This window comes from Aureimonas sp. AU20, assembly GCF_001442755.1.
Classification (GTDB): domain Bacteria; phylum Pseudomonadota; class Alphaproteobacteria; order Rhizobiales; family Rhizobiaceae; genus Aureimonas.
The window spans coordinates 278,685-302,341 of record NZ_CP006370.1; the positions used below are offsets into that span (position 1 = coordinate 278,685).

The following is a 23,657-nucleotide window of genomic DNA, read 5'->3' on the forward strand; positions in this document are numbered from 1 at the left end:
GCCGCGCGAACGCGGCGCCCTTTCCTTACTTCATGATCGCGTCCATCGGAACGGGCTCGGACAGCGTCCACTTGCCGACGACGCCCGGCTTGCCCTTCTCGACGTCCACCACGAGATAGGTCGCGTTGTTCTGGTGGTGCAGCTCGGACGTGAAGGTGCGCGGGCCGAAGAGCGTCGGCTCGGCCTTCATCTTCTCCAGCTCGGCCACCACGGCCTCGGCGTCGGTCGTGCCGGCGCGCTGCACGGCCTTGGCCCAGACGTCCACCATCACGTAGCCGGGATAGGCATACTGGCTGGAGGGGTCGGCACCGGTCTTCTGCTTGAACGCGGCGTTGAAGGTCTTCACGTCCGGGTTCGGATCGTCGCCGTAGATCGAGCCCTGAACCGGAATGAAGAAGTTCGACAGGTCCGGCACGGCCGGCAGCCAGTAGCTGCCGTCCATGCCCGAACCGGTCAGGATCATCGAGTTGATGCCGGCGGCGCGGATCTGCTTCACCGCCGAGACGCCGCCCGGCATCATGGTGCAGAGCATGATCGCGTCGGGCTCCTTGGGCAGCGACTTGATGCGGGTGATCTGCGCGGCGATCGAGGCGTCCTCGTTCTTGAACGTGTCCTCGCCGACGAGCTTGGCCCCTTGCGCCTCCAGCTTCGGCATCATCCAGTCGAAGCCGTCGCAGATGCCCTTGTTGTAGACGGTCCAGGTGTCGAGGAGCTTGTAGAACTCTTTGGCGCCCTTCTCCTTGAAGGCCCATTCCGACATGGCCGCGCCCTGCACCGGCGCCAGAACCGAGGCCGAGAAGGACAGCGGGCCGACGCCCTGGATGCCGGCCTTGACGGATTCGGCGCAGAGGAAGAACGAGACCTTGCTGGCATCCTCGGCGGCCAGCGCGGCCGGCGAGCCGAAGTCGTAGTCGCAGGACACGACCACGAGGTCGGCGCCCTCGTCGATCACGGTGAGGCCGGCCTTGGCCCCTTCCGCGCGGTCGGATTTGGTGTCGGCCTTGACCACCTCGATCTGCTTGCCGAGGAGGCCGCCGGCCTTGTTGATCTCGTCGATGCGGATCAGGGCGGCGTCGGTCGCGGGCTTGTCATAGGCCTCCATGAAGCCCGACTCCGCCGTGGCGAAGCCGATCTTGATCGTGCCGTCGTCCGCAAAGGCGGGGACCGTGAGGGCCACCGAGGCGAGGGCCGCTGCGACAAGGTGCTTTGTCTTTGTCATGCACGTCTCCTTTGCTGGACCGCGCGGGCGTCATGCCGGCGGGATCTGAGAGCCAGTTCGACAACTCGGCGGCGAAGGGCCGTCGAGCGATTTTTCGACGCTCACGAGGCGTCAAACGCAGCCGATGCGAGGGCGCATCGGCGAGGGTCCGACAAGGACGGGCGAGACCCGTGGCTCGCCCTCGGCAACGAAGTGACGGCGGGAAAGCGCCGACGGACCTGCCCGACCGGGTTGTCAAACAGGCTCTAAGCGTTGCGGGACTTTCGAAAGAGCGTGATCTCGCTTCGCCCGAAAAGGCCGGCCGGGCGAAGCGCGAGGATCACGATCATGATGACGCCGAGGGCGATTTCCTGGAGGCCCTTCGGCAGGGCGATCTGGGCGCCGCCGATCGAGACGCCCGCCTCGAACCAGCGCAGGATCTGGATCAGGGCGGACAGGATCACGGTGCCGAGAACGGCCCCGGTCAGGCTGTTCATGCCGCCGACGACGAGCATCGAGAGCGTGATGAAGGTGAGGCCGAGATAGAACGTATCGGGCGTGACGACGCCGACCGAATGGGCCATCAGCGCACCGCCGAGCCCCATGACCGCGCCCGAGATCGTGAAGGCGACGAGGCGCTCGCGCGGGATGTCGATGCCCGATGCGCTCGCCGCCGTCGGCTCGTCGCGCGCGGCGCGAAGCGCCAGCCCGGCGCGCGAGATGGCGTGGACCCAGGCGATGAAGACGGCGATGACGGCGCCGATCAGATAGGGCCAGAGGGTGCGCACGATCGGGATGCCGACCACCGAGGACGTGCCGCCCGTCACCGAATCCCAGTTGGCATAGACCGTGTTGATCATCGCCAGCACCGCGAAGGTCGCGATCGAGGCGGCGATGCCCGACAGCCGCATCAGGACGCGCCCGAAGACCAGCGCGGCCAGCCCCGCGAACACAGCGGCGAGAACGGCCGCCTGCCAATAGGGAAGGCGCGCCGACAGGATAAGATGAGGCAGGCCCGGCAGCGCGCTCGCCTTCATCACCGGATTGATGGTCAGCCAGGCCGCCATGTAGCCGCCGAGGCACGCGAAGCCGACATGGCCGAAGGACAGGACGCCCGAATTGCCGATGAAGATGTAGAGGCCGACCACGAAGATGACGCGCACGAAGACGTCGATCACCGTCTGGTTGAAGGGGCGCGACCCCGTCGCCACCGTGACGGCGGCGATCGCGATCAGGATCAGCGACAGAAGGATGGGGGTCAGGATCGTGCGCCGGGCGAGCGTGAAGCGGGCCGGCTTGCGCGCCCCGGTGGGGGAGGCGGCGGCGAGGGCGAGCGAGGCGGAGGGCGTGGTCATCGGAATCAGACCCTTTCCTTGGTGCCGCGCGCGGCGATCAGGCCTTGCGGGCGGAACAGGAGGACGAGGATGACGGCGGCGTAGACAAAGGCGTCGCGGAAGGCGCGCGCGTCGAGCGGCAGCGCGACCTGCATGACGACGGAGGCGGCGCCGAGCAGGAAGCCGGCGAGCACGGCGCCGGCCAGACTCCCAAGACCGCCGATCACGGTGGCGATGAAGGCCATCAGCATGAGCGAGGCGCCCATCTGGATGTCCACCGTGCCGGTCTGGCTGCCGAAGATCAGGCCGATCGCCGCCGCCAGCGCACCCGACAGGGCGAAGGCGCCCATGATCACGCGGTTGGCCTTCACGCCCAGCATGCGCGCCATCGAGAAGTTCTCGGCGGCCGCGCGCATTTCCAGACCGAAGCGCGTGCGGCGCAGGAACAGGGTCAGCGCGACCAGAATGACGAGCGTCGCGAGGATCGTGATCAGCTGGAGGAGCGGCAGGCGCGCACCCAGGATCTCGACCGGCTGCGACAGGCCGGGCAGCAGCGAGATCGACTTCGGCCGGCTCGTGAAGAGCATGAGCAGGAAGTAGCGGATCACGAAGCCGAGCGCGAAGGAGGCGATCATCATCGTGGCGGGGCTGGCGTGCCGGAAGCGCCGGAAGACCACGATCTCGCACAGGACCGAAAGCCCGGCGCCGACGAGGAGCACGAAAGGCACCAGGAGATACCAGGGGAGCTGCCCGGCGAAGACGATCGCCATCGCGTCGGTCGAGGGCCAGAGGAGCGCGAAGATCGAGAAGGCGATCACGTCGCCATGGGCGAAGTTGACGAGGCGCATGACGCCGAAGATCAGCGCGATGCCGAGGGCGCCGAGCGCGTAGAGGGAGCCGAGCGAGAGCGCGTCGAAGACGACCTGCAGCATGTTCAGTGGTCCTCGTAGCCGAAATAGGCGGCCTTGATGGCTTCGCCGTCGCCAAGCTCGCGCGCATCCCCGTCGAGAAGCACCCGCCCGCCGCGCATCAGGATCATCCGCCCGCCCACCATCACCGCGCGGGTGGAACTCTGCTCGACGATCAGGAGCGTCAGGGACCGCTCCCGCTGCAGGGCGATGAGCCGCTCGTAGACCTGGTCGGTGATGTTGGGGGCGAGCCCGAGCGAGGGCTCGTCGATGGCGATCAGCCTCGGGCCCGTCATCAGGGCGCGGCCGATCACCAGCATCTGCTGCTGGCCGCCGGACAGAAGACCGGCCTGGGAAAAGCGGCGCTCCTTCAGGATCGGGAACGTGGCGTAGACGGCCTCCAGCTCGGCCGCCGCCCGCGCCTTGGCGCCGGGCTCCCGAGCGCGCATGCCGGTGCCGACCATGAGGTTCTCCTCGATGGTCAGCGAGCCGAAGACCTCGCGGCCCTCCGGCACCATGGACACGCCGGCCCTGGCGATGGACTCCGGCTTCTCGGCGGTGATCTCTGCACCCATGAAGCGGATCGTGCCTTCCGCCGGCCGGGTGACGCCGGCGATGGCGCGCATCAACGAGGACTTGCCGGCCCCGTTCGGACCGGTGACGAAGAGGATCTCGCCCTCCGCCAGCGCGAAGGACACCTCGCGCACGGCCGTCAGCCGACCGTAGCGGATCGTGACCCCGGAGAGTTCGAGGAGGCTCATAGCGCCACCTCCAGCGCTTCCACCGGGAGCGGCGCGTCGGCGGCCGTGCCCATATAGGCGTGGCGCACCTTCTCGCTCGCCCGGATGGCAGCGGGCGGCCCTTCCTCGATCACGGCGCCGGAATCCAGAACCACGATGTGCTCGCACAGGCCGAGCACCAGCCCGACATTGTGCTCGATCAGGAGGACGCCGCAGCCGAGATCGGCCGCGATGCGCCGGATCAGCGCCGAGAGCTCGGTCGCTTCCGGCCCGCTCATGCCGGCGGCGGGCTCGTCGAGAAGAACGAAGGACGGGCTTCCCATCAGCGCGCGGCCGATGGCGACGCGCCGCTCGTCGGTATAGGGAAGCGTGCCGGCGACGCGATCGGCCAGATCCGCGATGCCCATCCAGTGCAGCATGGCCTCGGCTTCGGCGACCGCCTGCCGGCGCGACAGGCCGAGCCCGACGCCCGTGACCTCCAGATTGTCGATCACGGGGAGGTCGCGAAACAGGCGCCCGCCTTGAAAGGTGCGCGCGATGCCGCGGCGGCGCACCTGGAACGGCTTGAGGCCGGCAAGGCTCGCGCCGTCGAGATGCACCGCGCCGCCCGTCGGCGCCTGGAAGCCGGTGAGGACGTTGACCAGCGTGGTCTTGCCCGCGCCATTCGGCCCAATCAGGCCGGTGATGAGCCCGGGCATGATCCGCAGATCGACCGCCGACAGGGCTTTCAGCCCGGCAAAGGCGACGGAGACGGAGTCCGCGCTCAAACTTTTCATGCGCCTTTCCTTTCCTGTCTCGACGGAAGGGCGCGACGGCCGGTCGGATGACCGGACCGTCGGCAACTCGCAAGGCCCCTCTGATCCGGCCCATGCGGCCGGTCTGCCGGGACGGCCGGCCATCAAGCCGGACGTCCCCATGCTGGAGCTCCCCACGCCGGCCCCCACCGGCGCGCTTGCCGAACGGGCCTCAGCCCGCGACGTGGTCCCGAGCGCGCCCGAGCGCCGTCTTCGCGTCGGCCCGGGCGGCGAGCGCCTGGTCCATGGTCACCGGCTGAAAGCGGGCGGGCGTGTGCGGCTGGAGCTGGGCGATCAGGTCCATGTCGGCCGAGATCACGACGCCCAGCATCATGTAGCCGCCGCCCGAGACCGCATCGCGGTGGAGCACGATCGGCTCGGTGCCGCTCGGCACCTGCACGGAGCCGTAGGGATAGCAGGCATCCACGATGTTGGACGGGTCGGACCCGGCGCCGAAAGGCTGCTCGCGCGGCACGAATTCCAGCGGCGCGCCGCCCTTGAAGCGGTAGCCGATGCGATCGGCCTCGGGCGCGACCTTCCAGGTGTCCTCGAAGAACCGCTCGCCCGCCGCGTCCGTGATCCGATGCCAGTAGATGCCGGGCAGCATGCGCAGCTCGGCCGGGATCGGCCGCTCGCGCCGAAGGTTCGCGGGAAGGCTGCGCCCGGTCGTGTTCGGCCCCTCGCCCACCGGCAGCACGTCGCCCGCCTTGATGGCGCGCCCTTCGAAGCCCCCCAGCGCGCCGAGCACATAGGTGGTGCGCGATCCCAGAACGACCGGCACGTCGATGCCGCCGGAAATCGCGATATAGGCGCGCGCGCCGCCTTTCAGGAAACCGAAGGTCAGGCGGTCGCCGGCTTTGACGGGGAAGCTTTCCCAGGTCGGGCGCTCCTCGCCGTTCAGCTTGGGCGGCAGTTCGCCGCCGGTCACCGCCACGGAAGCGTCCTTCGTGAATTCCAGCTCGGGCCCCATGAAGGTCGCCTCGAGCAGCGCCGCGTTCGCGTCGTTGCCCACGAGGAGATTGGCGATCACGGTGGCGAAACGGTCCATGCCGCCGCCCTCGGGAATGCCGAGATGGTAGTAGCCGGGTCGGCCGAGGTCCTGGACGGTGGTGGCCAAGCCCGGGCTTATGACGTTAACGGCCATCGAGAAGCTCCATCAGCTTGGCGTTGGTGCCGGGAATGTCGCGGTTGAACTCGGCGAGGTTGAAGGTGCAGGGGCGGATCGTGGGCGCGAAGCTGTTGGCCTCGATCGCCTCGAGCGTCGCGTCGTAGGTGTCGCGGTCGATTGCCTTGAACTTCACGATGTCGCCCGGCTTGAAGAGGCACATCTCATCTTGGAGGTAGTTCACCTGCCGCGTCGGGTCGTAGATCGGCGCGGGCGTCACGCCATACATCTGGTAGCCGCCTGCTCCGCGCACGGAGTAGATCGCGGCGAAGCAGCCGCCGTGGCCGATGGTGAGCTTGGGCGTGTCGGTGCGCGGGCGCAGATATTTCGGCGCCTCGATCTGCCGGGCGCGCTCCACCATCTGGTAGAGCCAGGGCAGACCGGCGACGAAGCCGACCATGGAAACGAACCAGGGCTGGCCGGAATAGGCCTCGATGAACTCCCTCACGCTGGCATAGCCGTTGATGCGGGCGGAATATTCGAGGTCGGTGGAGGACGGGTCCTGGTGCCGCTCGCGGAAGCGCTGGCCGGTCTCGTGCGTCCATGGGTCCTCGAAATAGACCGGCAGTTCGATGATGCGCGTTTGAAGCGTCTCGTCGGATTTCGAGGCCGCCGCCTCGAAGGACTGAAGCTCCTTCAGGAGGTCCTGGGGGCTGATCCGGTCGGGATCGAAGCGGATCTGGAAGCTGGCGTTCGCCGGGCAGATCTCGGTGACGCCGGGAATCCTGGCGTCCCGCACCGCCTTGGTCATCGACAGGCCGGTGAAGAAGGAGGCGAGCGACATCTCTTCGGAGACTTCCCCGAAGATGTGTTCGTCGCCGCCGAAGCTGAAACGTATGGACATCGGTCCTCCCGTCAGGCGCTCAAGGCCGCCGCATTGTCGGTGAGCCAGCCTTCCAGCCAGCGGGTGTGGACATCCCCCGCGCGCACGGCCGGGTCGGCCGCGAGCGCCAGAAAGAGCGGTTTCGTGGTCTTCAGGCCGCCGATGCGCGTCTCATTGAGCGCGCGCACGAGCCGGTCGATCGCGGCCTCGCGCGTTTCGCCGTGGACGATCAGCTTGGCCAGAAGCGAATCGTAGAAGGGCGGCACCTGGTAGCCGGGATAGAGCATGGAATCGAAGCGCACGCCGGGTCCGCCGGGAATGCGCAGGTCCTCGACGGTGCCGGGAAAGGGCGCGAAGTCGCGCGCGGGGTCCTCGGCGTTGAGACGCACCTCGATCGCGTGGCCCTTGACCGCGACGTCGGACTGCTTCAGCCGCAGCGGCTCGCCGCCCGCGATGCGCAGCATCTCCGCCACGAGATCGATGCCGGTGATCGCCTCGGTGACGGGATGCTCCACCTGGATGCGGGTGTTCATCTCGATGAAGTAGAAGCGGTCGGCCGCATCGTCGTAGAGATACTCGACCGTTCCGGCGCCGGAATAGTTGACCGCCTTGGCCAGAGCCACGGCGGAGGCGCAGAGCTCCTCGCGAAGGGCGGGCGACAAGGCGCGCGAGGGCGCCTCCTCCCAAACCTTCTGTCGGCGGCGCTGCAGCGAGCATTCGCGCTCGAAACAGTGGATGGCGTCGGTGCCGTCGGCCAGCACCTGCACCTCGATATGCCGGGCACGGCCGATGACCTTTTCCATGTAGAGACCGCCGTCGCCGAAGGCGGCGAGCGCCTCCGCCTCGGCCTGGGGGAAGGCCTGATCGAACTCGGCCTGGTTATTGGCGATGCGGATGCCGCGCCCGCCGCCGCCCGCCGCCGCCTTGATCATCACGGGAAAGCCCGTTTCGGCCAGAACCTCGCGCGCGGCCTCGATGCCCTCGACCCGGCCCTTGGAGCCCGGCACCACCGGCACGCCCGCCTTCGCCGCCGCTTCGCGCGCCGAAACCTTGTCGCCCATCAGTCGGATCGCGTCGCCGGACGGGCCGACGAAGACGAGACCGGCCGCCGTCACCGCATCGGAGAAATCGGCGTTCTCGGCCAGGAACCCGTAGCCGGGATGGACGCTGTCGCAACCGGTGTCGCCGGCCGCCTTCAGGAGCGCCGGAATGCTCAGGTAGGACTTCTTGGGCGCCGGCGGGCCGATGGCGACGGCCTCGTCCGCGAGCTGGACATGAAGGGCTTCGGCGTCCGCGACGGAATGGACGGCGACGGTCGCGATGCCGAGATCCTTCGCGGCCCGGATGATGCGCACCGCGATCTCCCCGCGGTTGGCGACGAGGAGCTTGCCGATCATCAGTCGAGATCCGCGAGCGGGGCGCCGGCCATGACCGGCTCCTCGTTGTCGGCCGTGAAGCGCACGTTGCTGCCCGCCACCTCGGAGCGCACCTCGTGGAAGGACTTCATGACCTCGACGAGACCGATCACGTCGCCCACCGCCACCGCGTCGCCGTCCGCCTTGTAGGGCGGCTTGTCGGGCGAGGCGCTGCGGTAGAACGTGCCGGGAAGCGGCGAAAGGATCTGGGGCATAGGGAACTCCGGGGAACGGTGTCGAGCGAAGTCTTGCAAGTTCAGTGCCAGGGGGCGATCGCCTCGCGGACGGCGCGGGCGATGTCGAGCGCGTTGGGCGTGTCGGAGTGGACGCAGATCGTCTCCACGCGCACCGGGAAGGTGCTGCCGTCGCTGGTGGTGCCGAGGCCGTCCTGCAGCGCTTTGACGCAGTACCGCGCCATCAGGGCGGGGTCCTTCGCCTCGTGCTCGCGGGTGACGACGAGGGTGCCGCCGGGCGCGTAGTCGAGGTCCGCATAGAATTCGTGCACGAAGGGAATGCCCCGCGCCTGATAGACGCTTTCGTGCAGCGTGCCCGTCATGCCGAACAGCGGCACGCCGAAGACGCTCGCCGCATCGCAGATGCCGTGTGCGACCTCTTCCTGCCGCGCGGCCATGCCGTAGAGGCTGCCATGCGGCTTGATGTGGTTCAGGACCATGCCCTCGGCGTCGAGGAAGCCCTTCAGCGCGCCGACTTGGTAGATGACGAGATTGGCGACCTCCTCCCGGCTGAGCTTCATCTCGCGCCGCCCGAAGCCTGCCAGGTCGGGAAGCGAGGGATGGGCGCCGACCTTGACGCCGCTTTCCCTAGCCCGGCGCACGGTCTTGCGCATGTGATCCGGGTCCGAAGCGTGGAAGCCGCAGGCGACGTTGGCGACGTCGATCAGCGGCATCATGCCGACATCGTCGCCGATGACGTAAAGGCCGAAACCCTCGCCCATGTCGCAGTTGAGTGTGACCCCCATCGCCTCCCCCACTTCGCAACTGCCAAAATTTTGGCGTTGCATTTTTTTTGCGCAACTCGGGGGCTTTGTGAAATAGTCATTTTTTGAAAAGGATATCGAAAAAAACGATAAGGCCTCTCGTGACCATCACACTGCGCCAGCTCGACTACTTCATCGCCACCGCGGACAGTGGTCAGGTCAGCCATGCGGCGGTGGACCTCAACATCTCGCAGTCCGCCGTGACGGCGGCCATCAAGTCCCTCGAAATCGAACTCGGCGTGAAGCTGTTCGAGCGCACGCATTCGGGTGTCCGGCTGACGATCGAGGGCACGCGCTTTCTGGAACGGGCACGGGCCATTACCGGCGCCGTCGCCGCCGCGCTTCAGAGCCCCTTGCGCGACCGCGAAGGCCATGCGGGCGTCCTACGCCTCGGGATGACCTATACGGTGGTGGGCTATTTCATGTCCCGCTACTACGCCCGCTTCCGCAAGCTCTACCCGCAAATCGAGGTGGAGGTGGCGGAACTGCCGCGCGACGCGCTGGAGGCCGGCGTCGTGGAGGGCGAGGTGGACATGGCGGTGATGCTGGTCTCCAACCTGGCGCGCAGCACCGAGATCGACTGCGAGACGCTGGTGCGTTCGCGCCGCCGCCTCTGGCTGCCGGCCGACCATCGCCTTCTGACGCGGCCCGCCATCACCCTCGCCGACGTTGCGGCCGAGGACTACGTGATGCTCACCGTGGACGAGGCCAAGACCACCGCCGTCAGGTATTGGGACGCCGCCGGCCTGTCGCCGCGCCCGGTCCTGACCACCGCCTCCGTCGAGGCGGTCCGCTCGCTGGTGGCCTCGGGCATGGGGGTCACGATCCTGTCCGACATGGTCTACAGGCCCTGGTCGCTGGAAGGCCAGCGGATCGAGGTGCGCTCGCTGGTCGAGCCGATCCCCAGCATGGATGTCGGCCTCGCCTGGGCGCGCGCCCGCGCCATTCCGCCACCGGCCGCCGCGTTTCGCGCCTTCATGTCGGTCACCATGGGCGGCGGCGGGTGAGGCGGTCAGGTGGCCGCCGGTTCCTTGGGCAGGAGCGTGAAGGGCGCGGTGATGCCGGGGTCGGCCGTGAGGTTGGCGCGCATCTTGACCAGGATCGCGGTCAGCTGCTCCATGCTCTCTCGCGGCACGTCGCGCGTCATCGTCCGGTAAAGCTGGTCGAAGGCCGGGTCGAGGCCGGCCATGACCTCGATCGCCTTCTGCGTGGGGAAGATCGGCTTCTTGCGCCGGTCGCTGGAGCAGTCCCGGCGCTCCACGAGGCCGCATTGCTCCAGCCGGTCGATCTGGTTGTGGAGCGACATGGGCTCGATGTCCATGCGCTTGGCGATGACGTTCAGCCCGTCGCCTTGGAAGCGGATGACGCAGCCGAGCGCCCGGATGGCGCTGGGCGTCAGGCCGAACGGGTTGTCGATCACCGCCCGCTCGATCGACTGGCGGAAGACGCGCGCGGTCTCCATCAGGAGGAACCCGAGATCGCCATCCGAATGGGTTGCGGACGCTGGGTCCTGCTGGTCTGCCGCCACGTTCCGCCTCTTGGCCGATGCTGTTCGAGGATACCGGACTCCTCACCGGGTGTCCCCTCCCCCCGAAGCGCTAGGGATCGCGACGGGGCTGGGACCAGCCGCCCCGGTCTCTAGCGAAAGCCGGGCGCGTTTGAAAGCATTGCGCTGGTGAAAGCGGGGCGTTTGCGATCACGCCGCTGTGCTCGCGGACAAGCGTGCCTGCGGGCGAGGCGCCTCAGGCGGCGAGGCTTCCGGCGCCCTCCAACTCCAGCCGAATGCGCTGGTCGCTGACCGCCGCCACCAGCGCCTCGTCATGGCTGACGAGAAGGATCGCGCAGCCGTCTTCCGTCGCGGCCTCCACCAGCAGTTCGATCATCTCCTTCTGCGTCACGAGGTCGAGCCGCGAGCTCGGCTCGTCCGCCACCACAAGGGCCGGCTTCAGGAGGAGGACGCGAAGGAGCGAGAAGCGCTGGAGTTCGCCGCCCGAGACCTGCCCCGGGCGGCGGTCGAGGAGCGCGGGGTGAAGGCGCAGCCGCTCCATGAGGGCGGGCAGGCGCCCGGCGTCCAGCCGATGGAGGGCTACGAGGTCGGCCAGCGTGCGGCGCAGCGTCCGGCGCGGCGGAAAGGCGGCGACGGGGTCCTGATAGAGTTTCTGGAACGCCGCCGGGGCGAGGCCGGAGCGGCGCGCGACGCGGCCCGCATCGGGGCGCAGGAGCCCGAGCGCGACGTCGCCCAGCGTGGACTTGCCGCAGCCGCTGGGACCGGTCAGCCCGAGGATTTCGCCGGGTTGCAGCCGGAAGCTCTGCCCGGAGAAGAGACGCAGCCCGCCGCGCGAGGCCGCGACGCTTTCGAAGGTCAGCACGGGCTCCGAACTTGCACCCGCCGCCGACGCGCGGGGGCGTCGGGGCCAGTTGCGCGGCTCGGCCGCCAGCAGCGTCCGGGTATAGGCATGGCTCGGGGCAGCGAGCACCGCCTCGGCCGGTCCCTGTTCCACGATCTCGCCGCGCAGCATGATGGCGACGTGGCCGCCGAGGCGCCGCGCCACCTCCAGATCGTGGGTGATGGTGAGGAGCGCGCCCCCGGCCTCCAGCCCCTTTTGCAGAAGCGCCACGACATCGCCGACGCGCGCGGCATCCAGCCCCTTGGTCGGCTCGTCGGCGACCACGATCGGCGCGCCGCCGGCCCGGGCCGCCGCGAAGGCGAGGCGCTGCGCCATGCCGCCCGAAAGCTGGAAGGGATAGCGGGCCAGCGCATCGCCAAGCCCGAGATCGGCGAGGTCGCGCCCCGCCGCGCCGTAGGCCTCGGCATCCTCGCGCCCGGCGACGAAACGGTGCGTTTCGGCCACCTGCGGCAGGGCGCGCATGGTGGGATCGAGGCTGAGCCAGGGCTCCTGCGGCAGCACGGTGATGCCGCGCCCCCAGAGCGCGCGGCGCGCCCCGGCGCTGGCGTCCTCCGCGAGATCGCCGATCCGCACCCGGCCCCCGGCCGAGAGCCCGTCCGGCAGGTTGCCGACCAGGGCCTGCGCCAGGAGGCTTTTGCCCGAGCCGGTTTCGCCGACGATCGTGAAGGGGCGCCCCGGTTCGAGCGTGAAGCTCGTCGGCAGGACGATGCGCTGCGACCCGGCCTGGACCGTGACCGCGTCGGCTTGCAGAAAGGGGATCATCTCGGGCGGTATCCTGCAACGAGGTTGAGGGCGAGAACGAGCAGGAACACGGCGAGGATCGGCTGCACCAGCACGAAGGGCGCCTCGGCGTAATAGGGCAGAAGCTCCGTCATCATCAGCCCGAGCTCGGCCGTGGGCGGCCGCAGGCCGACCGAGACGAAGCCGAGCGCGGCGACCGCCATGATCGCCGTCGCCGCGCCGAAGGCGCCGACCGTGAGCAGCACCGGGGCCAGCTCCGGCCAGAGATGGCGCCAGACGATATAGGCCGGCCGGAAGCCGAGAAGGCGCGAGGCCTCCACCGCCGGCGAGGCGAGAATGGCGCGCGCGGAGGCCCGCGTGATGCGGAAATATTCGATCCAGAGCACCAGCGAGATCGAGCCGTAGATGGCGAGAAACGAGCCCGGCACGACGGCGCTGACGAGCAGAACCAGAAGCAGGCCGGGCAGCGCCAGAACCATGTCGGCGAGCGTCGAAAGGCCCCGGTCGGTCCAGCCGCCGCGCCAGGCGGCCAGGATGCCGAGAAGCGTGCCGGGGATCGCCGCCGTCACCACGCTGAGAAGCGCCAGCCCCAGCGACAGGCGCAGCGCCGAGCCCAGCCGGGCGAGCATGTCGCGGCCGAGATGATCGGTGCCGAGCGGATGGGCGGCGCTGGGGGCGGCGAGAATGGCGCCGTAGTCCTGCCGCGCCGGATCGACCGTGGCGAGGATCGGCGCCAGGGCGGCGAAGAGACCAAGGCCGAGAAGCAGCGCCGTACCCAGATGCGGCAGGCGGCGCGCCGGGGGCGGCTGGAGGGGGAGCGTGTCGGACAGGCTCATGCGGCGGCCCTCGCGCGCGGGTCGAGCCGGGCGTTGGCGAGATCGACCAAGGCGTTCAGACACACGAAGATCAGGCCCATGGCGAGCGCCGTGCCCTGCACCATCGGCACGTCGCGCTGGACGATGGCGTGAACCAGCGCATGGCCGATGCCGGGCCAGGCGAAGAGCGTTTCCACAACGACGACGCCCTCGATCAGCATAACCAGCTGCACGCCGAGATAGGTCACCACCGGAACGGACACGTTGCGCAGCCCATGGCGCGGAAAGAGCTGCGCCTCCGGCAGGCCCTTCAGCCGGGCGAAGGCGTAGAAGGGCGCCGAGACGATCTCGGCCGTCGCATCGCGCGCGACGCGCGAGGACACGGCCGCAAGCCCCAGCGCGAGCGTCGCGGCGGGCAGAACCAGGTTGGCCCAGCCGGCATGGCCGGCGGCGGGAAACCAGCCGAGCGACAGGGCGAAGACGAGAACCAGGATCAGGCCCAGCACGAAGGGCGGCAGCGCGCGCAGCACCACGGCCGAGACGAGCAGCGCGCGGTCCAGCGCGCCCCCCGCCCTTCGCCCCGCCATCATGCCGAGCGGCGGCCCGAGCAGGAGCGACAGGGCGACGGCGGCGAGCGCCAGGGTGAGCGAGGCGCCGAGCTGATGGCCGATCTCGGCAAGGACCGGCTCGCCTGAGACCAGCGAGCGGCCGAGATCGAGCGTCGCGATGTCCCACAGCCAGCGCGCGAAGGCGGACCAGACGGGGCCTTCGAGCCCGAGTTCGGCGCGCACCGCGGCGGCGTTCTCGGCCGAGACGAAGTCGTAGCCATAGCGCCCGGCGGCGATGCGATAGGCCATGTCGCCGGGCAGGAGGCGCATGAGGGCGAAGGTCAAGGCGCCGACGGCGAGCGCCACGAACAGGGCCTGGAGAAGCCTTTGGCCGAGGCGCGCGATCATGGCTTCCACGCCATCTTGGACAGGCCGAAGGAGCGCTCGAACGGGTCGATCGCCGCACCTTCCACGGCCTTGGTCACGGCGGCGGTCTGCTCGTACCAGACCACCGGGACCACCGGCAGGTCGCGCTGCAGGATGGCGGCGATCTCGCGGCGCAGGCGCGTCTGCTCGGCCGGGTCGGTGCTGGCGAGCAGCGCCTTCGTGGCGGCGTGGAAGGCCGGGTCGTTCCAGTTCATCGAGCCCCAGTCCGAGCCGCCGTCGCGAAAATCGCCGAGCAGCGTGACGAAGGGATCGGGCACCAGAGAATAGTTGCGCGCGGCCAGCGCCAGTTGCAGCGTTCCGTCCTGATGACCGGCGGGGATGGAGGAGGAGTTCGTCACCGACACTTCGACGTCGAGCCCGACCTGGCGGAACTGGTCCTGAAGGGCTGTCGCGATCAGCGGCAGTTCCGGCCGGTCGGCATAGGTGAGAAGCTTGAGGCGCAGCGGCTTGCCGTCCTTCGCCAGGATGCCGTCCGCGCCCGGCGCCCAGCCGAGCGCTTCGAACCGTGCCCTGGCGCGCTCGGGGTCGGTGGCGAGCGGGGCGAGGTCGGGATCGTGCCAGGCCTCGACGCTTGGCGGAAAGAGCTGCGTCGCCCCGGTGCCAGGCGCGCGCAGGAGCGCGCTCGCCAGCCCGGCGCGCTGGATGGATTCGCTGAGCGCGAGGCGCCCTTCCGCCGTGTCGAAGGGCGGCAGGCCCGCATTGAGCTTGATCTGCATGACGCGCGGCAGCGGCACCTTCATCACCTCCACCGCGCCATTGGCTTTCAGGCGCGCGATGGAGGGCGGGTCGAGCTGGAAGGCGAGGTCCGCGTCGCCGCTTTCCGCCATCAGCGTGCGCGTTTCGCCCCGGCCCGCCGCGAGATAGGTCGCCTGACGGATCGCCGGCTTGCCGCCCCAATAGGCGTCGAAGGCCTCAACCGCCATGCGCTGCGGCGCTTCGAGCCGCGTCAGGCGATAGGGGCCGGTGCCCAAGACCTTCGTCGCCGTGCCGTCCGGCCCGTAGGAGGCGGGCGCGAGGATGATGGTCGAGGCGTGGGCGAGCAGCGCGGCGAGCGGCGCGAAGGGCTCCGCGAGGCGGATCACCACCGAATTGCCCTCCGCCGCCACGCTCTCGATCCGCGCGCGCTCCAGAACGCCGGGCTTGGCGCGCGCGAAGCGCAAGGCGGCGGCCGCGTTCTCGGCGGTGAGAGCCGTTCCGTCGTGGAAGCGCACGCCCTCGCGGATCGGCAGGGTCCAGACCAGCCCGTCCGCCGAAACGCTCCAGCTCGTGGCCAGGCCCGGCTGCGGGCGCCCCTCGCGGTCCACGTCCAGCAGCGTTTCCCCGACCTGCATGCGCTGGAACAGGAAGCCCGAAAGCGAAGGATCGGGGCCGCCGATCTCGAACGGGGCGACGATGTCGAAGCTGCCGCCGGGCGCGGCCAAAGCCGGCCAGGGCGCGAGGAGCGAGACGGCGAGCGCGAGCGGACGCAGCGCGCCGACGAGGGTGCGAGGGGGCATGGTGTCTCTCGAAAACGTGACGGGAAAGGAGCGATCAGCCGGCGTAGGGCGAGCGGCCGATCGGCAGGTGGAACCGCCGGGCCGGCTGGGCACTTGGCTGAAGATCGATGACGGAGGCCGCCCAGCGCCGCCGCGTGGACCCGCGCCGGGTGCCATGTTCGAAGGCGGCGCGTTCGATCGGATCGACGAGGTTTGCGCCGGCAAGGCGGGCGCGAAAAGGGGCGGGCGGGCGATTCATGCGAAGGGCTCCGTCTCAGGACGGATCGACCTGTAATGTTATTTTATTACAATGGCAACCAGACGAATGGGTGCCCTCCCCTGCCCTCGCCCCGAACTCTCCGTCTCACCGGCGATCCAGCCTGCGCCAGGCCGCGACCTCCGGCGACGGCTCGACGCCGAGATCGCGGGCGAGCGGCCGGGGCGCGCGGGCGATGCGGCCGCGGCGGCACCATTGAACGAACCGATGAAACAGCCTGTCGCCCTTCGCCCCGTGGCCGACGCCTTCGTTGCCTGGCTGCGGGAGGAAGCGAAGACGCCGGACGGGTCGGCCTGACAAGGGCTCGGGCGAGACCCGCCTACCCCGCCGCGACCTCGCGCCGTTCGCCTTCGAGGAATTCATGAACCCGGTCCGCGCTCATGGGCGCGGCGTAGAGATCGCCCTGGACGAGAACCGGCTTCGCGCTTCGCAGCCTGTCGAACTGCTCGCGCGTTTCCAGCCCGTCCACGATGCAGCGGATGGAGAGTTCGCTCGCGAGCGCCGCGATGGAGCGGATGATGGGGGCGTTGGCAGCGGAATGGGCGAGATCGCGCGCGAGGCTCGGGTCCAGCTTGATCGCGGTGACGCCGAAGGATTTGAAAAGGTGGACGCTCAACTGGGCGACGCCGACCTGCTTCAGCGCGACATGCGCGCCGGTCGCCTGGAGATGCTGAAGATGGCTCGCGGCCCGCTCGGTGTCCTTCAGAAGATCGCTCTCCGCGATCTCGAAGGTGACGCGGCCGGGCGAAACGCCGCTGCGGGCGAGAATCGAGGTGAGGATCAGGACCCGCTCCAGAGCCACGACATCGTGCCGCGACAGGCTGAAGGAGAGGCCGATGTCGCTCGGCCAAGTGCGCGCCGCCGCGAGCGCCTTTTGGAGAAGAATCGGCGTTAGGCGAGTGACGAGGCCGGTCTGCTCGGCCACGAGCAGGAAACGGCTCGGCTCCACCGGTCCCAGCGTCTCGCTCGTCCAGCGCGGCAGGGCTTCCCAGAACAGGGTGCGACGCAGGAACGGGTCGAGCACCGGCTGGAACTCGACATGGAGTTCCTCCTCCAGACGACCCGCGCGCAGCGCGCGCTCCACGACGGCCGAGGCCTCCACGATGCGGCGATGCCTTTCCTCGAAGACCACGGTCATGCCCCGCCCGCCGCGCTTGGCCTCGTAGAGGACATAGTCGGCCCGGTCGTAGAGCTCGGTCTCGCTTTCCGCCGTCTTGGGGAAGCTCGCGAAGCCGACCGAACATCCCAGCACGATGTTCAAGCCCCCGATCTGCAGCGGCTGGCTCACCGAGGTGATGACCTCGTCGCCGATCGAGCGCAGAACGTCGTCGTCGTCCGTGTCGAAGACGATGAAGGCGAATTCGTCGCCCCCGAGGCGAAACACTTCGCCATGCGCGGCCATGTTCTGCCGCAGCCGCTCGGCCATCGCGGTCAGAAGCCGATCGCCCACCAGGTGGCCGTGAGTGTCGTTGACGCCCTTGAACCCGTCGAGATCGATGATGCCGAAGGACAGGCCGCGCCCCGTTCGGCGCGCCTCCGCCAGGGCCTTCTCAAGCTGATGGAAACAGCTGCGCCGATTGCCGATCTCGGTCAGCATGTCGGTGTTGGCGATCCGCAGGGTTTCTTCTTGGAGGGCCTGAATCCGCTCGCTTTTCTGCGCGAGCGAATGCCGCGAGAGCACCAGTTGTCGGAAATCCACGTAATGCTGATGGGCGATATAGGCGAGGCCCGACAGGCCGCCCACCGTCAGAATGACGAAGCCGCCCATATAGGTGCCCGCGCCCAGGATCGAGTCGGCCAGCACGCCGGTGAGGATCAGGCCCGCCACACACATGATCGCGGCCACGATCGAGGCGACGCGCAGATGGAACAGCCCGAACAGGATGAAGACGAGTTCCCCGCCCATGCACAGGACGAGAACCACGATGGAGGTGGGCGTTCCCCAGAGGGACAGCCAGACCTGCCACGTCACGAAAGCGCCGACGCAGAAGACGACCTCGATGCTCAAGATGCGCAGCGCCCGCGCGCATTCCGCCGTGGAAGGAACGGGATCGGTTCGCCCCCGCCACATGAGCAGCCAGAGCGCGGCTTTCGGAACGAGAAAGATCGGAAACAGGCCCCAAGCCCACCAGGGCGCGAGCGGGATGTGGACGATCGAGACCGCGGCCAGAACCGCGCACAGGGCGACGTAAAGCGCCTTCCAGCCCTTGGCGATCGAGGCGAAGCGCGCCTGTTCGAAGGAGTAGGCCTGGAAGTCGTCCTGTGTCGTCATGCCAGCCTGCCGCATCTGTTTCCGTAACGACCCTATGACGAGGAGTTTCTAACGAACTTTCTCGACTGTCTTTTGATTTTGAGATTATTCTCGATGGCTCTATGCGTTGCTTACGTATCAGCAAAACCTCGGGTCATGCGCATAGTTGAAGCATGTGAACCGGAGTCGCCAGAGCGCCACGAGACCGCCGCGACATGGGAACGCCGCCCGTCGCCGACCATGAGGACCGTCGCTTGTATTGACCTGGCATCGCCCCAATCGAGCGTTCCATTCCGCGAGTATCGGGACGGTGGAAGGGCGGATACGCCCTGAGCCGGGCTGCGGCCGCGATGGTCGAATCCCGCACTGCATTGGGTTAGAGCTTCGGGAAAATCGATCTTTGCGAACCTGTGATGTTTCCATTTGCTTGGCGGGCCTGTAGATCGCTCCTCATTGGCCGCGCATAACAGGAGGATGCTTCATGGCACGGAACGAACAGGACGAGGTGCTCGAGCAGACCGCCGAGATCGTCTCCGCCTATGTCAGCGGCAACCACGTGCCGCGCGACGAGCTCGTGAAGCTCATCGGCGCGGTGTACCAGTCCCTGAAGGGCGTCGACGCCGCCCCGGCCGAAGCGGCCCCGGCCGAGCAGCCGCTCGTGCCGGCGGTGCCGATCCGCAAGTCGGTGACGCCCGACCACATCATCTGCCTGGAGGACGGCAAGGCCTTCAAGTCTCTGCGCCGCCACCTGCAGACGAAGTTCGGTCTGACGCCGGAGGAATATCGCGCCAAGTGGGGCCTGCCCAGCGACTATCCCATGGTCGCGGCGAACTACGCCGCCAAGCGCTCGGAACTTGCCAAGTCGATCGGTCTGGGCCGCAAGGCCGAGGTCTGAGACGGCGGGAAACCCGGGCCGCCGGGTTTCCCTTTTCCAAGGCCCGGGGCGCCTGTCGCGCCCCGTTGCCCGAAGCCCGGCCTGACCCTCAGGCGCTCATCCGGTCGAACTCGCCATCGCCGCCGAGATCGAGATCGAGATCGAGGCCCGAGACGGGCCGCGCCCCCGAAGTCGAGGCGCCGGCGCGGTTGATGGCGACGGGCTTGACGACGTGCTTGGCGCCGAAGGCCTGAACCTTTTCCTGCAACTGACGCACGCTTTCCTGCCGCGAGGGGGCGGCGGATGCCGCATGCGGCTGGGCGCCGTGGAAATAACCGGCCCGCTCGTTCAAACGCGCGGCCTCGACCGAGAGCTTGTTGGCGGTTTCCGACATTTCGTTGGCGGCGCCCGCGTTGGACTGCGTGACCTGGTCGAGCTGGGTGATCGACTGGTTGATCTGCTCGATGCCGATCGACTGCTCGCGGCAGGCGGCGGAGATTTCGGCCACGAGGTCGGAGGTCCGGCGGATGTCGGGAACCAGCGCGTCCAGCATGTGTCCGGCCTCGTCGGCGACGGCGAGCGTCTCGCCAGAGAGCTGGCCGATCCGGCTGGCCGTCTGCTGCGAGCGCTCGGCGAGCTTGCGCACTTCCGAGGCGACCACCGCGAAGCCCTTGCCGTGCGACCCTGCGCGGGCGGCCTCGATGGCCGCGTTCAGCGCCAGAAGGTCGGTCTGGCGCGCGATCTCCTCGACGATCGAGATCTGCGCGGCGATGGTGCGCATGGCCTCGACGGATTTGGCGACCGCCTGTCCGCTGCGCTCGGCGTTGGCGGCGGCCAGCGTCGCGATCTTCTCCGTCTGCGAGGCGTTTTCGGAATTCTGGCGGATGTTGCCCGACATCTGTTCGATCGCGGCCGAGGCCTGTTCGGAGGCCGCCGCCTGCTCGTTGGAGCCGGAGGAAAGCTGCTCGGCCGTGCTGGCGGCGAGCGACGATCCGCTCGCCACCTCAAGGGCCGAGGTGGAGACGGAGGAGACGATCTCCTGAAGCTTGTTGCGCATGTCGTTCATGGCGCGCTGGAGATCGGCGATCTCGTCGCTTCCGCGGATGTCGATGGGCTGCGACAGGTCGCCGGAGCCGATCGCCTTGGCCACGGCCACCGACCGCGCCAATCCGCGCGAGACCGACAGGGCCATCCACGCGGCCGCGCCCGCGCCCGTCACCACCGCCGCGGCGAGGATCACGAGCAGGAGGTTGCGGGTCGAGGCGTAGCTCGTGTCGGACTGCGCGAGGAAGGTCTGCGTGCTGCCGTCGGCGCGCGCGATCAGGGCGTCCACCCGGTCGGCCATCGCTTCCGTGCCGGGCACCAGCTTGGCGGAAATCAGGTTGACCATCTTGGAGCCGAGATTCTTCAGGCCCACGTCGGTCTGCGTTCTGAGATCGGCGAAGGCCTTGGCCCAGCCTTCGCGAAGCGCCGCGATGTCGGCCGCCGAGGCCGGACCTGCGATCGCGCCGAGCCGGCCCCAGGTCGCCAGGATCTCGCCATTCGTGGCGTCGAGATCGTCGCTCAGGTGCTGGATGGCGTCCTGCTCGGAGAGAAGCAGGCTGCCGATCGTGTCGAGGCGCGCCCGGTCCAAGAGGTTCGTCAGGCTCTGCGCCTCGATGCGCCACTCGGCGGTGTCGGCCTTTCCGGCCTTGCGGCCCAGCTCCGCCATCCCGGCGTTGAGCTTGTCGACCGCCTCGCTGGAGCGCAGGAAGGCGTTCATCGGGCCGCTCGTGTCGTAGGCGAGGCCCACCGCGATGGTTTCGTCGGACACGGTCCGCAGCGCGTCGAGCGACGGGCGCAGATCGGCGAATTCGCGCTTGCCCGCCTCGTCCATCGTCCCGAAGGTCGCCTCGACGCTTTTCATGATCGCGTCCCAGGCCTGCTTGTAGTCGCGCTTGGCGTTCTCGGCCGAGGCCTCGTCGTCGGTCGCCAGCGTGAGGAGCACGGAGCGGCGGATGTCGGAGAGCGCCTTGCCGAGGTCCTTGCTCTGGTTGATCAGGGCAAAGGGTTCGGCGACGAACTGCTTGAACGTCAGGTTGCTCTCGCTGAGGCTGCGCACGCCGAGATAGCCGACGGCACCGGTCAGGGCGAGGACAGAAACGAAGCTCGCCCCAAGTTTCATCTTCATCGTCAGACGCATGCGACTACCCAGGTAAAATCTGAATGACCTTTTACACTTTCGATTTATAGGGGGCTAATCATCAAGATAGATTTAAGTCTCAGGGGTTTGTTGAAAGTTGGTTCCGGAAACTTCGAATATTAAGCAAGACATTCCAAACCGAAATACCGTCTTATAGTAAGCCTTGTGTAGGAAAGCCCATCTCGCGCTCAAGATCAATTCCGACGATCTTGTCGCGATGGACGAAAGCGCGCGCAAAGCTTCGGCGCGGCGCCGCAAGCCGGTGGCGGTTCGCAGCCTTCCTCAGACGGGTGCGCCTCTAGACGGGCGGCCAGGTGCGCATGGTCATGGTTACGACGCGGCGCAGGTCGTCCTCGCTGGCGCCGCTCGCGGCCTGAACGGCAATGCCTTGCGCGACCGCCATGACGTAGCGCGCCAGATCCTTCGGGTCGGCCTCGGGCGGCAGATCGCCCATCGCCTTCCATTCGGCCAGACGCCGGCACAGGGCGGCCTCGCCCTCTGCGCGGCGGGCGCAGAGTTCCTGCCGGATGGACTCGCTGGCCTCGCTGCAGACCAGCGCGCCCTGCACCATCAGGCAGCCCTTGGGCACCTCGTCCCCGTCGCCCACGCCCGCGAAGCCCAGCAGCATCCGCTCCACCGCGCGGCGCGAGGTCGGCTCGTTCATCGCTTCGCAGGAGCGGTCGGAGCGCAGCGCGGCGTAGCGGTCGAGTGCCTTGCGGAACAGCTCCTCCTTGTTGCCGAACACGGCGTAGAGGCTCGGCTTGGCGATGCCCATGGCTTCCGTCAGGTCCGATAGCGAAGTCCCCTCGTAGCCCTGGCGCCAGAACACCTCCAGCGCGCTGTCGAGGGCCGCGTCGGGATCGAACTCCCGCGGACGACCGATACCCATCCGACATCTCCTTACCTAACAAGCCCGGAACAGAGCCCGGACTGAGAGCACCTAACAACACCTCGCGGGGTCGATCCGCCGGTCTCTTTCCGCCTCCGCCGCGTCACCGGTACTCGCCCATGCACTGCATGGACTGCGTCCGGCTTCTCGCGGTGACGAAAAGGTCCTCGCCGGCTCTCTGCCCGGAGGTGTTGTTAGGCGCTCTTATTTTATACCCATCGGTAAATTAGTCCGTTGACAGTCGGAAACCAAGCCCCTAATTCATTCCCTACCGATCGGTAATGAACGCAAGCCGTTCACTCCCGGCCGAACCGACCCCCGCGCCATGACGGCGCGACCAGACCGCCGGTCCTCCAGCCCGGCGGAGGGAGAGCGCGCGACGAGCCGTCCGCGCCCGTCCCGGATTTTGAACCCAAGAGAGCCGCAAGCGCTCCGCGACCTCCCTCGTCGCGGCAACGGGCCTTTGCGTCTCGCGTCAGGAGACGTCCCATGAACCCCACTCTTTTTGCCGCCACCGCCCTTCTCCTCCTGTCCGCCGGCCTCGCCCTTGCCAACGACATCGTGCCGGGCTCGGAAACGGCGGCGCGCGACCGCCAGTCCGCCGCCGACTGGTCGGTGATCGCGCCGACCGTCACGACGCACGAGCGGATCGAGGCCGTCTACAACTATCCCGCCGCCCGCCCGCTCACCGAGCGCACGGAAGCAAAGGCCGCCCCGCAGCCGGTGGCGGCCCCGTCCTCCACGCTGACCGATACCCTCGTTCCGGGCTCGGACAGCTTCTGACATCGAGGCTCGCCCGCGACGTGAAAGCGGGCGAGCCGCCCCGGAGCCCCTGACAAGCTCTTCGGCGAAGGCTGGCGGGGGACGAGACGCGAAGACCGGAGCGGTGCAGACGGCATGGCTCGGCCTTCGCGGCCCATCCCCACACGGCGATCCGGCCAGCCCTGCCGCCGAGCGCCCCGCTCAAAACTTAAAGTCCCTTCGACGCAACGCCAGACGAGGAACCCGTCATGTCCCTGATCTCTCAGCGCCCCTCGCTCCGCAACGCCGCGCCCGAAACCTCCACGCCCACCCGCTCGCTTCCCGGCACTCTCACCGCCCGGCTTCGCGGCTGGTTCACCCGCCTTTCCGCTCCGGCCGAGGCGAAGGACATGCTGCCCGCGCCGCACCGCCGCGCACCCGCGCGCCGGCCAATCCCCGAGGGCGAGGTCAACAGCCTGCTTCTCTAGCGCCTGCCCCTCAACGCCCGCTGGCCGGAGGGGTCCTCCCGTGTTCCCGGCCCCACGCACCCGGCGAAGCCAACTCGCCTCGCAGGGTGCGCGGGCAATGCCCCCTCCCCGCCGTCCCGAAGGAAGTCCTCCCGTGTCGAAGCTCCC

At 68.6% G+C, this 23,657-nt stretch carries 23 protein-coding genes; 4 read left to right on the forward strand and 19 right to left on the reverse strand.

Features of this window, described 5'->3' with window-relative positions; all coding sequences use genetic code 11:
* Window positions 1-25: 25 nt before the first annotated feature.
* The 10 genes from M673_RS22270 to M673_RS22315 all read right to left on the reverse strand — a co-directional run bounded on the left by M673_RS22270 (window position 26) and on the right by M673_RS22315 (window position 9,356).
* Window positions 26-1,219, reverse strand: coding sequence for an ABC transporter substrate-binding protein (locus M673_RS22270; protein WP_061978915.1), 1,194 nt, complete (start codon window positions 1,217-1,219; stop codon window positions 26-28).
* Between the two features lie 245 nt (window positions 1,220-1,464).
* A complete protein-coding gene (locus M673_RS22275) occupies window positions 1,465-2,553 on the reverse strand; it encodes a branched-chain amino acid ABC transporter permease (protein WP_061978916.1) in 1,089 nt (362 codons plus the stop codon).
* A 5-nt stretch (window positions 2,554-2,558) separates the two neighbouring features.
* On the reverse strand, window positions 2,559-3,464 hold the full coding sequence (locus tag M673_RS22280; RefSeq protein WP_082640036.1) for a branched-chain amino acid ABC transporter permease: 906 nt from the start codon (window positions 3,462-3,464) through the stop codon (window positions 2,559-2,561).
* Between the two features lie 2 nt (window positions 3,465-3,466).
* A complete protein-coding gene (locus M673_RS22285; protein ID WP_061978918.1) occupies window positions 3,467-4,201 on the reverse strand; it encodes an ABC transporter ATP-binding protein in 735 nt (244 codons plus the stop codon).
* Complete coding sequence (locus tag M673_RS22290) at window positions 4,198-4,956, reverse strand: ABC transporter ATP-binding protein (protein WP_061978919.1); 759 nt, start codon at window positions 4,954-4,956, stop codon at window positions 4,198-4,200. The genes M673_RS22285 and M673_RS22290 overlap by 4 nt, the downstream gene beginning before the upstream one ends.
* 190 nt (window positions 4,957-5,146) lie before the next feature.
* Window positions 5,147-6,118 (reverse strand): biotin-dependent carboxyltransferase family protein, encoded by a 972-nt coding sequence (locus M673_RS22295; protein WP_061978920.1) that lies wholly within the window; start codon window positions 6,116-6,118, stop codon window positions 5,147-5,149.
* On the reverse strand, window positions 6,108-6,983 hold the full coding sequence (locus M673_RS22300) for a 5-oxoprolinase subunit B family protein (protein WP_061978921.1): 876 nt from the start codon (window positions 6,981-6,983) through the stop codon (window positions 6,108-6,110). Before M673_RS22300 ends, M673_RS22295 begins: the two co-directional genes overlap by 11 nt.
* An 11-nt stretch (window positions 6,984-6,994) precedes the next feature.
* Complete coding sequence (locus M673_RS22305) at window positions 6,995-8,359, reverse strand: acetyl-CoA carboxylase biotin carboxylase subunit (RefSeq protein WP_061978922.1); 1,365 nt, start codon at window positions 8,357-8,359, stop codon at window positions 6,995-6,997.
* Window positions 8,359-8,592 carry an acetyl-CoA carboxylase gene (locus tag M673_RS22310; RefSeq protein ID WP_061978923.1) on the reverse strand — a complete coding sequence of 78 codons (234 nt, stop codon included), beginning with the start codon at window positions 8,590-8,592 and terminating at the stop codon, window positions 8,359-8,361. The genes M673_RS22305 and M673_RS22310 overlap by 1 nt, the downstream gene beginning before the upstream one ends.
* A 41-nt stretch (window positions 8,593-8,633) precedes the next feature.
* Window positions 8,634-9,356 carry a LamB/YcsF family protein gene (locus M673_RS22315; RefSeq protein WP_061978924.1) on the reverse strand — a complete coding sequence of 241 codons (723 nt, stop codon included), beginning with the start codon at window positions 9,354-9,356 and terminating at the stop codon, window positions 8,634-8,636.
* A 119-nt stretch (window positions 9,357-9,475) separates the two neighbouring features.
* Between M673_RS22315 and M673_RS22320 the strand changes: the two genes are divergently transcribed.
* A complete protein-coding gene (locus M673_RS22320; RefSeq protein WP_061978925.1) occupies window positions 9,476-10,381 on the forward strand; it encodes a LysR family transcriptional regulator in 906 nt (301 codons plus the stop codon).
* A 5-nt stretch (window positions 10,382-10,386) separates the two neighbouring features.
* On the opposite strand, the gene M673_RS22325 is transcribed toward M673_RS22320, so the two are convergent.
* From M673_RS22325 to M673_RS22360, 7 genes are all read right to left on the reverse strand, one after another.
* Complete coding sequence (locus tag M673_RS22325) at window positions 10,387-10,902, reverse strand: MarR family winged helix-turn-helix transcriptional regulator (protein ID WP_082640037.1); 516 nt, start codon at window positions 10,900-10,902, stop codon at window positions 10,387-10,389.
* A 214-nt stretch (window positions 10,903-11,116) separates the two neighbouring features.
* Window positions 11,117-12,544 carry an ABC transporter ATP-binding protein gene (locus M673_RS22330; RefSeq protein ID WP_061978926.1) on the reverse strand — a complete coding sequence of 476 codons (1,428 nt, stop codon included), beginning with the start codon at window positions 12,542-12,544 and terminating at the stop codon, window positions 11,117-11,119.
* Window positions 12,541-13,359, reverse strand: a complete 819-nt coding sequence (locus M673_RS22335) for an ABC transporter permease (protein ID WP_061978927.1) — start codon at window positions 13,357-13,359, stop codon at window positions 12,541-12,543. Before M673_RS22335 ends, M673_RS22330 begins: the two co-directional genes overlap by 4 nt.
* Window positions 13,356-14,294, reverse strand: coding sequence for an ABC transporter permease (locus M673_RS22340; RefSeq protein WP_061978928.1), 939 nt, complete (start codon window positions 14,292-14,294; stop codon window positions 13,356-13,358). The genes M673_RS22335 and M673_RS22340 overlap by 4 nt, the downstream gene beginning before the upstream one ends.
* Window positions 14,291-15,829 (reverse strand): ABC transporter substrate-binding protein, encoded by a 1,539-nt coding sequence (locus tag M673_RS22345; protein WP_061978929.1) that lies wholly within the window; start codon window positions 15,827-15,829, stop codon window positions 14,291-14,293. Before M673_RS22345 ends, M673_RS22340 begins: the two co-directional genes overlap by 4 nt.
* 34 nt (window positions 15,830-15,863) lie before the next feature.
* On the reverse strand, window positions 15,864-16,067 hold the full coding sequence (locus tag M673_RS22350; RefSeq protein ID WP_061978930.1) for a hypothetical protein: 204 nt from the start codon (window positions 16,065-16,067) through the stop codon (window positions 15,864-15,866).
* A 337-nt stretch (window positions 16,068-16,404) separates the two neighbouring features.
* Window positions 16,405-18,357, reverse strand: coding sequence for a putative bifunctional diguanylate cyclase/phosphodiesterase (locus M673_RS22360; protein WP_187301361.1), 1,953 nt, complete (start codon window positions 18,355-18,357; stop codon window positions 16,405-16,407).
* A 460-nt stretch (window positions 18,358-18,817) separates the two neighbouring features.
* On the opposite strand from M673_RS22360, the gene M673_RS22365 reads away from it, so the two are divergent.
* Complete coding sequence (locus tag M673_RS22365) at window positions 18,818-19,231, forward strand: MucR family transcriptional regulator (RefSeq protein ID WP_061978933.1); 414 nt, start codon at window positions 18,818-18,820, stop codon at window positions 19,229-19,231.
* Window positions 19,232-19,319: 88 nt separating this feature from the next.
* On the opposite strand, the gene M673_RS22370 is transcribed toward M673_RS22365, so the two are convergent.
* Window positions 19,320-21,380: a HAMP domain-containing methyl-accepting chemotaxis protein gene (locus M673_RS22370; RefSeq protein WP_187301362.1), complete on the reverse strand. Its 2,061-nt coding sequence runs from the start codon at window positions 21,378-21,380 to the stop codon at window positions 19,320-19,322.
* 310 nt (window positions 21,381-21,690) lie between these two features.
* Window positions 21,691-22,281, reverse strand: a complete 591-nt coding sequence (locus M673_RS22375; protein ID WP_061978935.1) for a TetR/AcrR family transcriptional regulator — start codon at window positions 22,279-22,281, stop codon at window positions 21,691-21,693.
* Between the two features lie 489 nt (window positions 22,282-22,770).
* Between M673_RS22375 and M673_RS22380 the strand changes: the two genes are divergently transcribed.
* Together M673_RS22380 and M673_RS22385 are read left to right on the forward strand one after the other, a co-directional pair.
* On the forward strand, window positions 22,771-23,064 hold the full coding sequence (locus M673_RS22380; RefSeq protein ID WP_061978936.1) for a hypothetical protein: 294 nt from the start codon (window positions 22,771-22,773) through the stop codon (window positions 23,062-23,064).
* A 227-nt stretch (window positions 23,065-23,291) separates the two neighbouring features.
* The gene (locus M673_RS22385) at window positions 23,292-23,510 is read left to right on the forward strand and encodes a hypothetical protein (RefSeq protein ID WP_061978937.1); all 219 of its coding nucleotides are present in this window, start codon (window positions 23,292-23,294) and stop codon (window positions 23,508-23,510) included.
* Window positions 23,511-23,657 lie beyond the last annotated feature (147 nt).

Excerpts from the sequence above, each read along its gene's own strand:
- M673_RS22335 (WP_061978927.1), bottom strand. The coding sequence starts at position 13,359 with ATGAGCCTGTCCGACACGCTCCCCCTCCAGCCGCCCCCGGCGCGCCGC.
- M673_RS22345 (WP_061978929.1), bottom strand. The coding sequence starts at position 15,829 with ATGCCCCCTCGCACCCTCGTCGGCGCGCTGCGTCCGCTCGCGCTCGCC.
- M673_RS22370 (WP_187301362.1), bottom strand. The coding sequence starts at position 21,380 with ATGAAGATGAAACTTGGGGCGAGCTTCGTTTCTGTCCTCGCCCTGACC.
- M673_RS22285 (WP_061978918.1), bottom strand. The coding sequence starts at position 4,201 with ATGAGCCTCCTCGAACTCTCCGGGGTCACGATCCGCTACGGTCGGCTG.
- M673_RS22275 (WP_061978916.1), bottom strand. The coding sequence starts at position 2,553 with ATGACCACGCCCTCCGCCTCGCTCGCCCTCGCCGCCGCCTCCCCCACC.
- M673_RS22305 (WP_061978922.1), bottom strand. The coding sequence starts at position 8,359 with ATGATCGGCAAGCTCCTCGTCGCCAACCGCGGGGAGATCGCGGTGCGC.
- M673_RS22330 (WP_061978926.1), bottom strand. The coding sequence starts at position 12,544 with ATGATCCCCTTTCTGCAAGCCGACGCGGTCACGGTCCAGGCCGGGTCG.
- M673_RS22270 (WP_061978915.1), bottom strand. The coding sequence starts at position 1,219 with ATGACAAAGACAAAGCACCTTGTCGCAGCGGCCCTCGCCTCGGTGGCC.
- M673_RS22300 (WP_061978921.1), bottom strand. The coding sequence starts at position 6,983 with ATGTCCATACGTTTCAGCTTCGGCGGCGACGAACACATCTTCGGGGAA.
- M673_RS22385 (WP_061978937.1), top strand. The coding sequence starts at position 23,292 with ATGTCCCTGATCTCTCAGCGCCCCTCGCTCCGCAACGCCGCGCCCGAA.
- M673_RS22280 (WP_082640036.1), bottom strand. The coding sequence starts at position 3,464 with ATGCTGCAGGTCGTCTTCGACGCGCTCTCGCTCGGCTCCCTCTACGCG.
- M673_RS22315 (WP_061978924.1), bottom strand. The coding sequence starts at position 9,356 with ATGGGGGTCACACTCAACTGCGACATGGGCGAGGGTTTCGGCCTTTAC.
- M673_RS22365 (WP_061978933.1), top strand. The coding sequence starts at position 18,818 with ATGGCACGGAACGAACAGGACGAGGTGCTCGAGCAGACCGCCGAGATC.
- M673_RS22310 (WP_061978923.1), bottom strand. The coding sequence starts at position 8,592 with ATGCCCCAGATCCTTTCGCCGCTTCCCGGCACGTTCTACCGCAGCGCC.
- M673_RS22375 (WP_061978935.1), bottom strand. The coding sequence starts at position 22,281 with ATGGGTATCGGTCGTCCGCGGGAGTTCGATCCCGACGCGGCCCTCGAC.
- M673_RS22290 (WP_061978919.1), bottom strand. The coding sequence starts at position 4,956 with ATGAAAAGTTTGAGCGCGGACTCCGTCTCCGTCGCCTTTGCCGGGCTG.
- M673_RS22295 (WP_061978920.1), bottom strand. The coding sequence starts at position 6,118 with ATGGCCGTTAACGTCATAAGCCCGGGCTTGGCCACCACCGTCCAGGAC.
- M673_RS22380 (WP_061978936.1), top strand. The coding sequence starts at position 22,771 with ATGAACCCCACTCTTTTTGCCGCCACCGCCCTTCTCCTCCTGTCCGCC.
- M673_RS22340 (WP_061978928.1), bottom strand. The coding sequence starts at position 14,294 with ATGATCGCGCGCCTCGGCCAAAGGCTTCTCCAGGCCCTGTTCGTGGCG.
- M673_RS22350 (WP_061978930.1), bottom strand. The coding sequence starts at position 16,067 with ATGAATCGCCCGCCCGCCCCTTTTCGCGCCCGCCTTGCCGGCGCAAAC.
- M673_RS22360 (WP_187301361.1), bottom strand. The coding sequence starts at position 18,357 with ATGACGACACAGGACGACTTCCAGGCCTACTCCTTCGAACAGGCGCGC.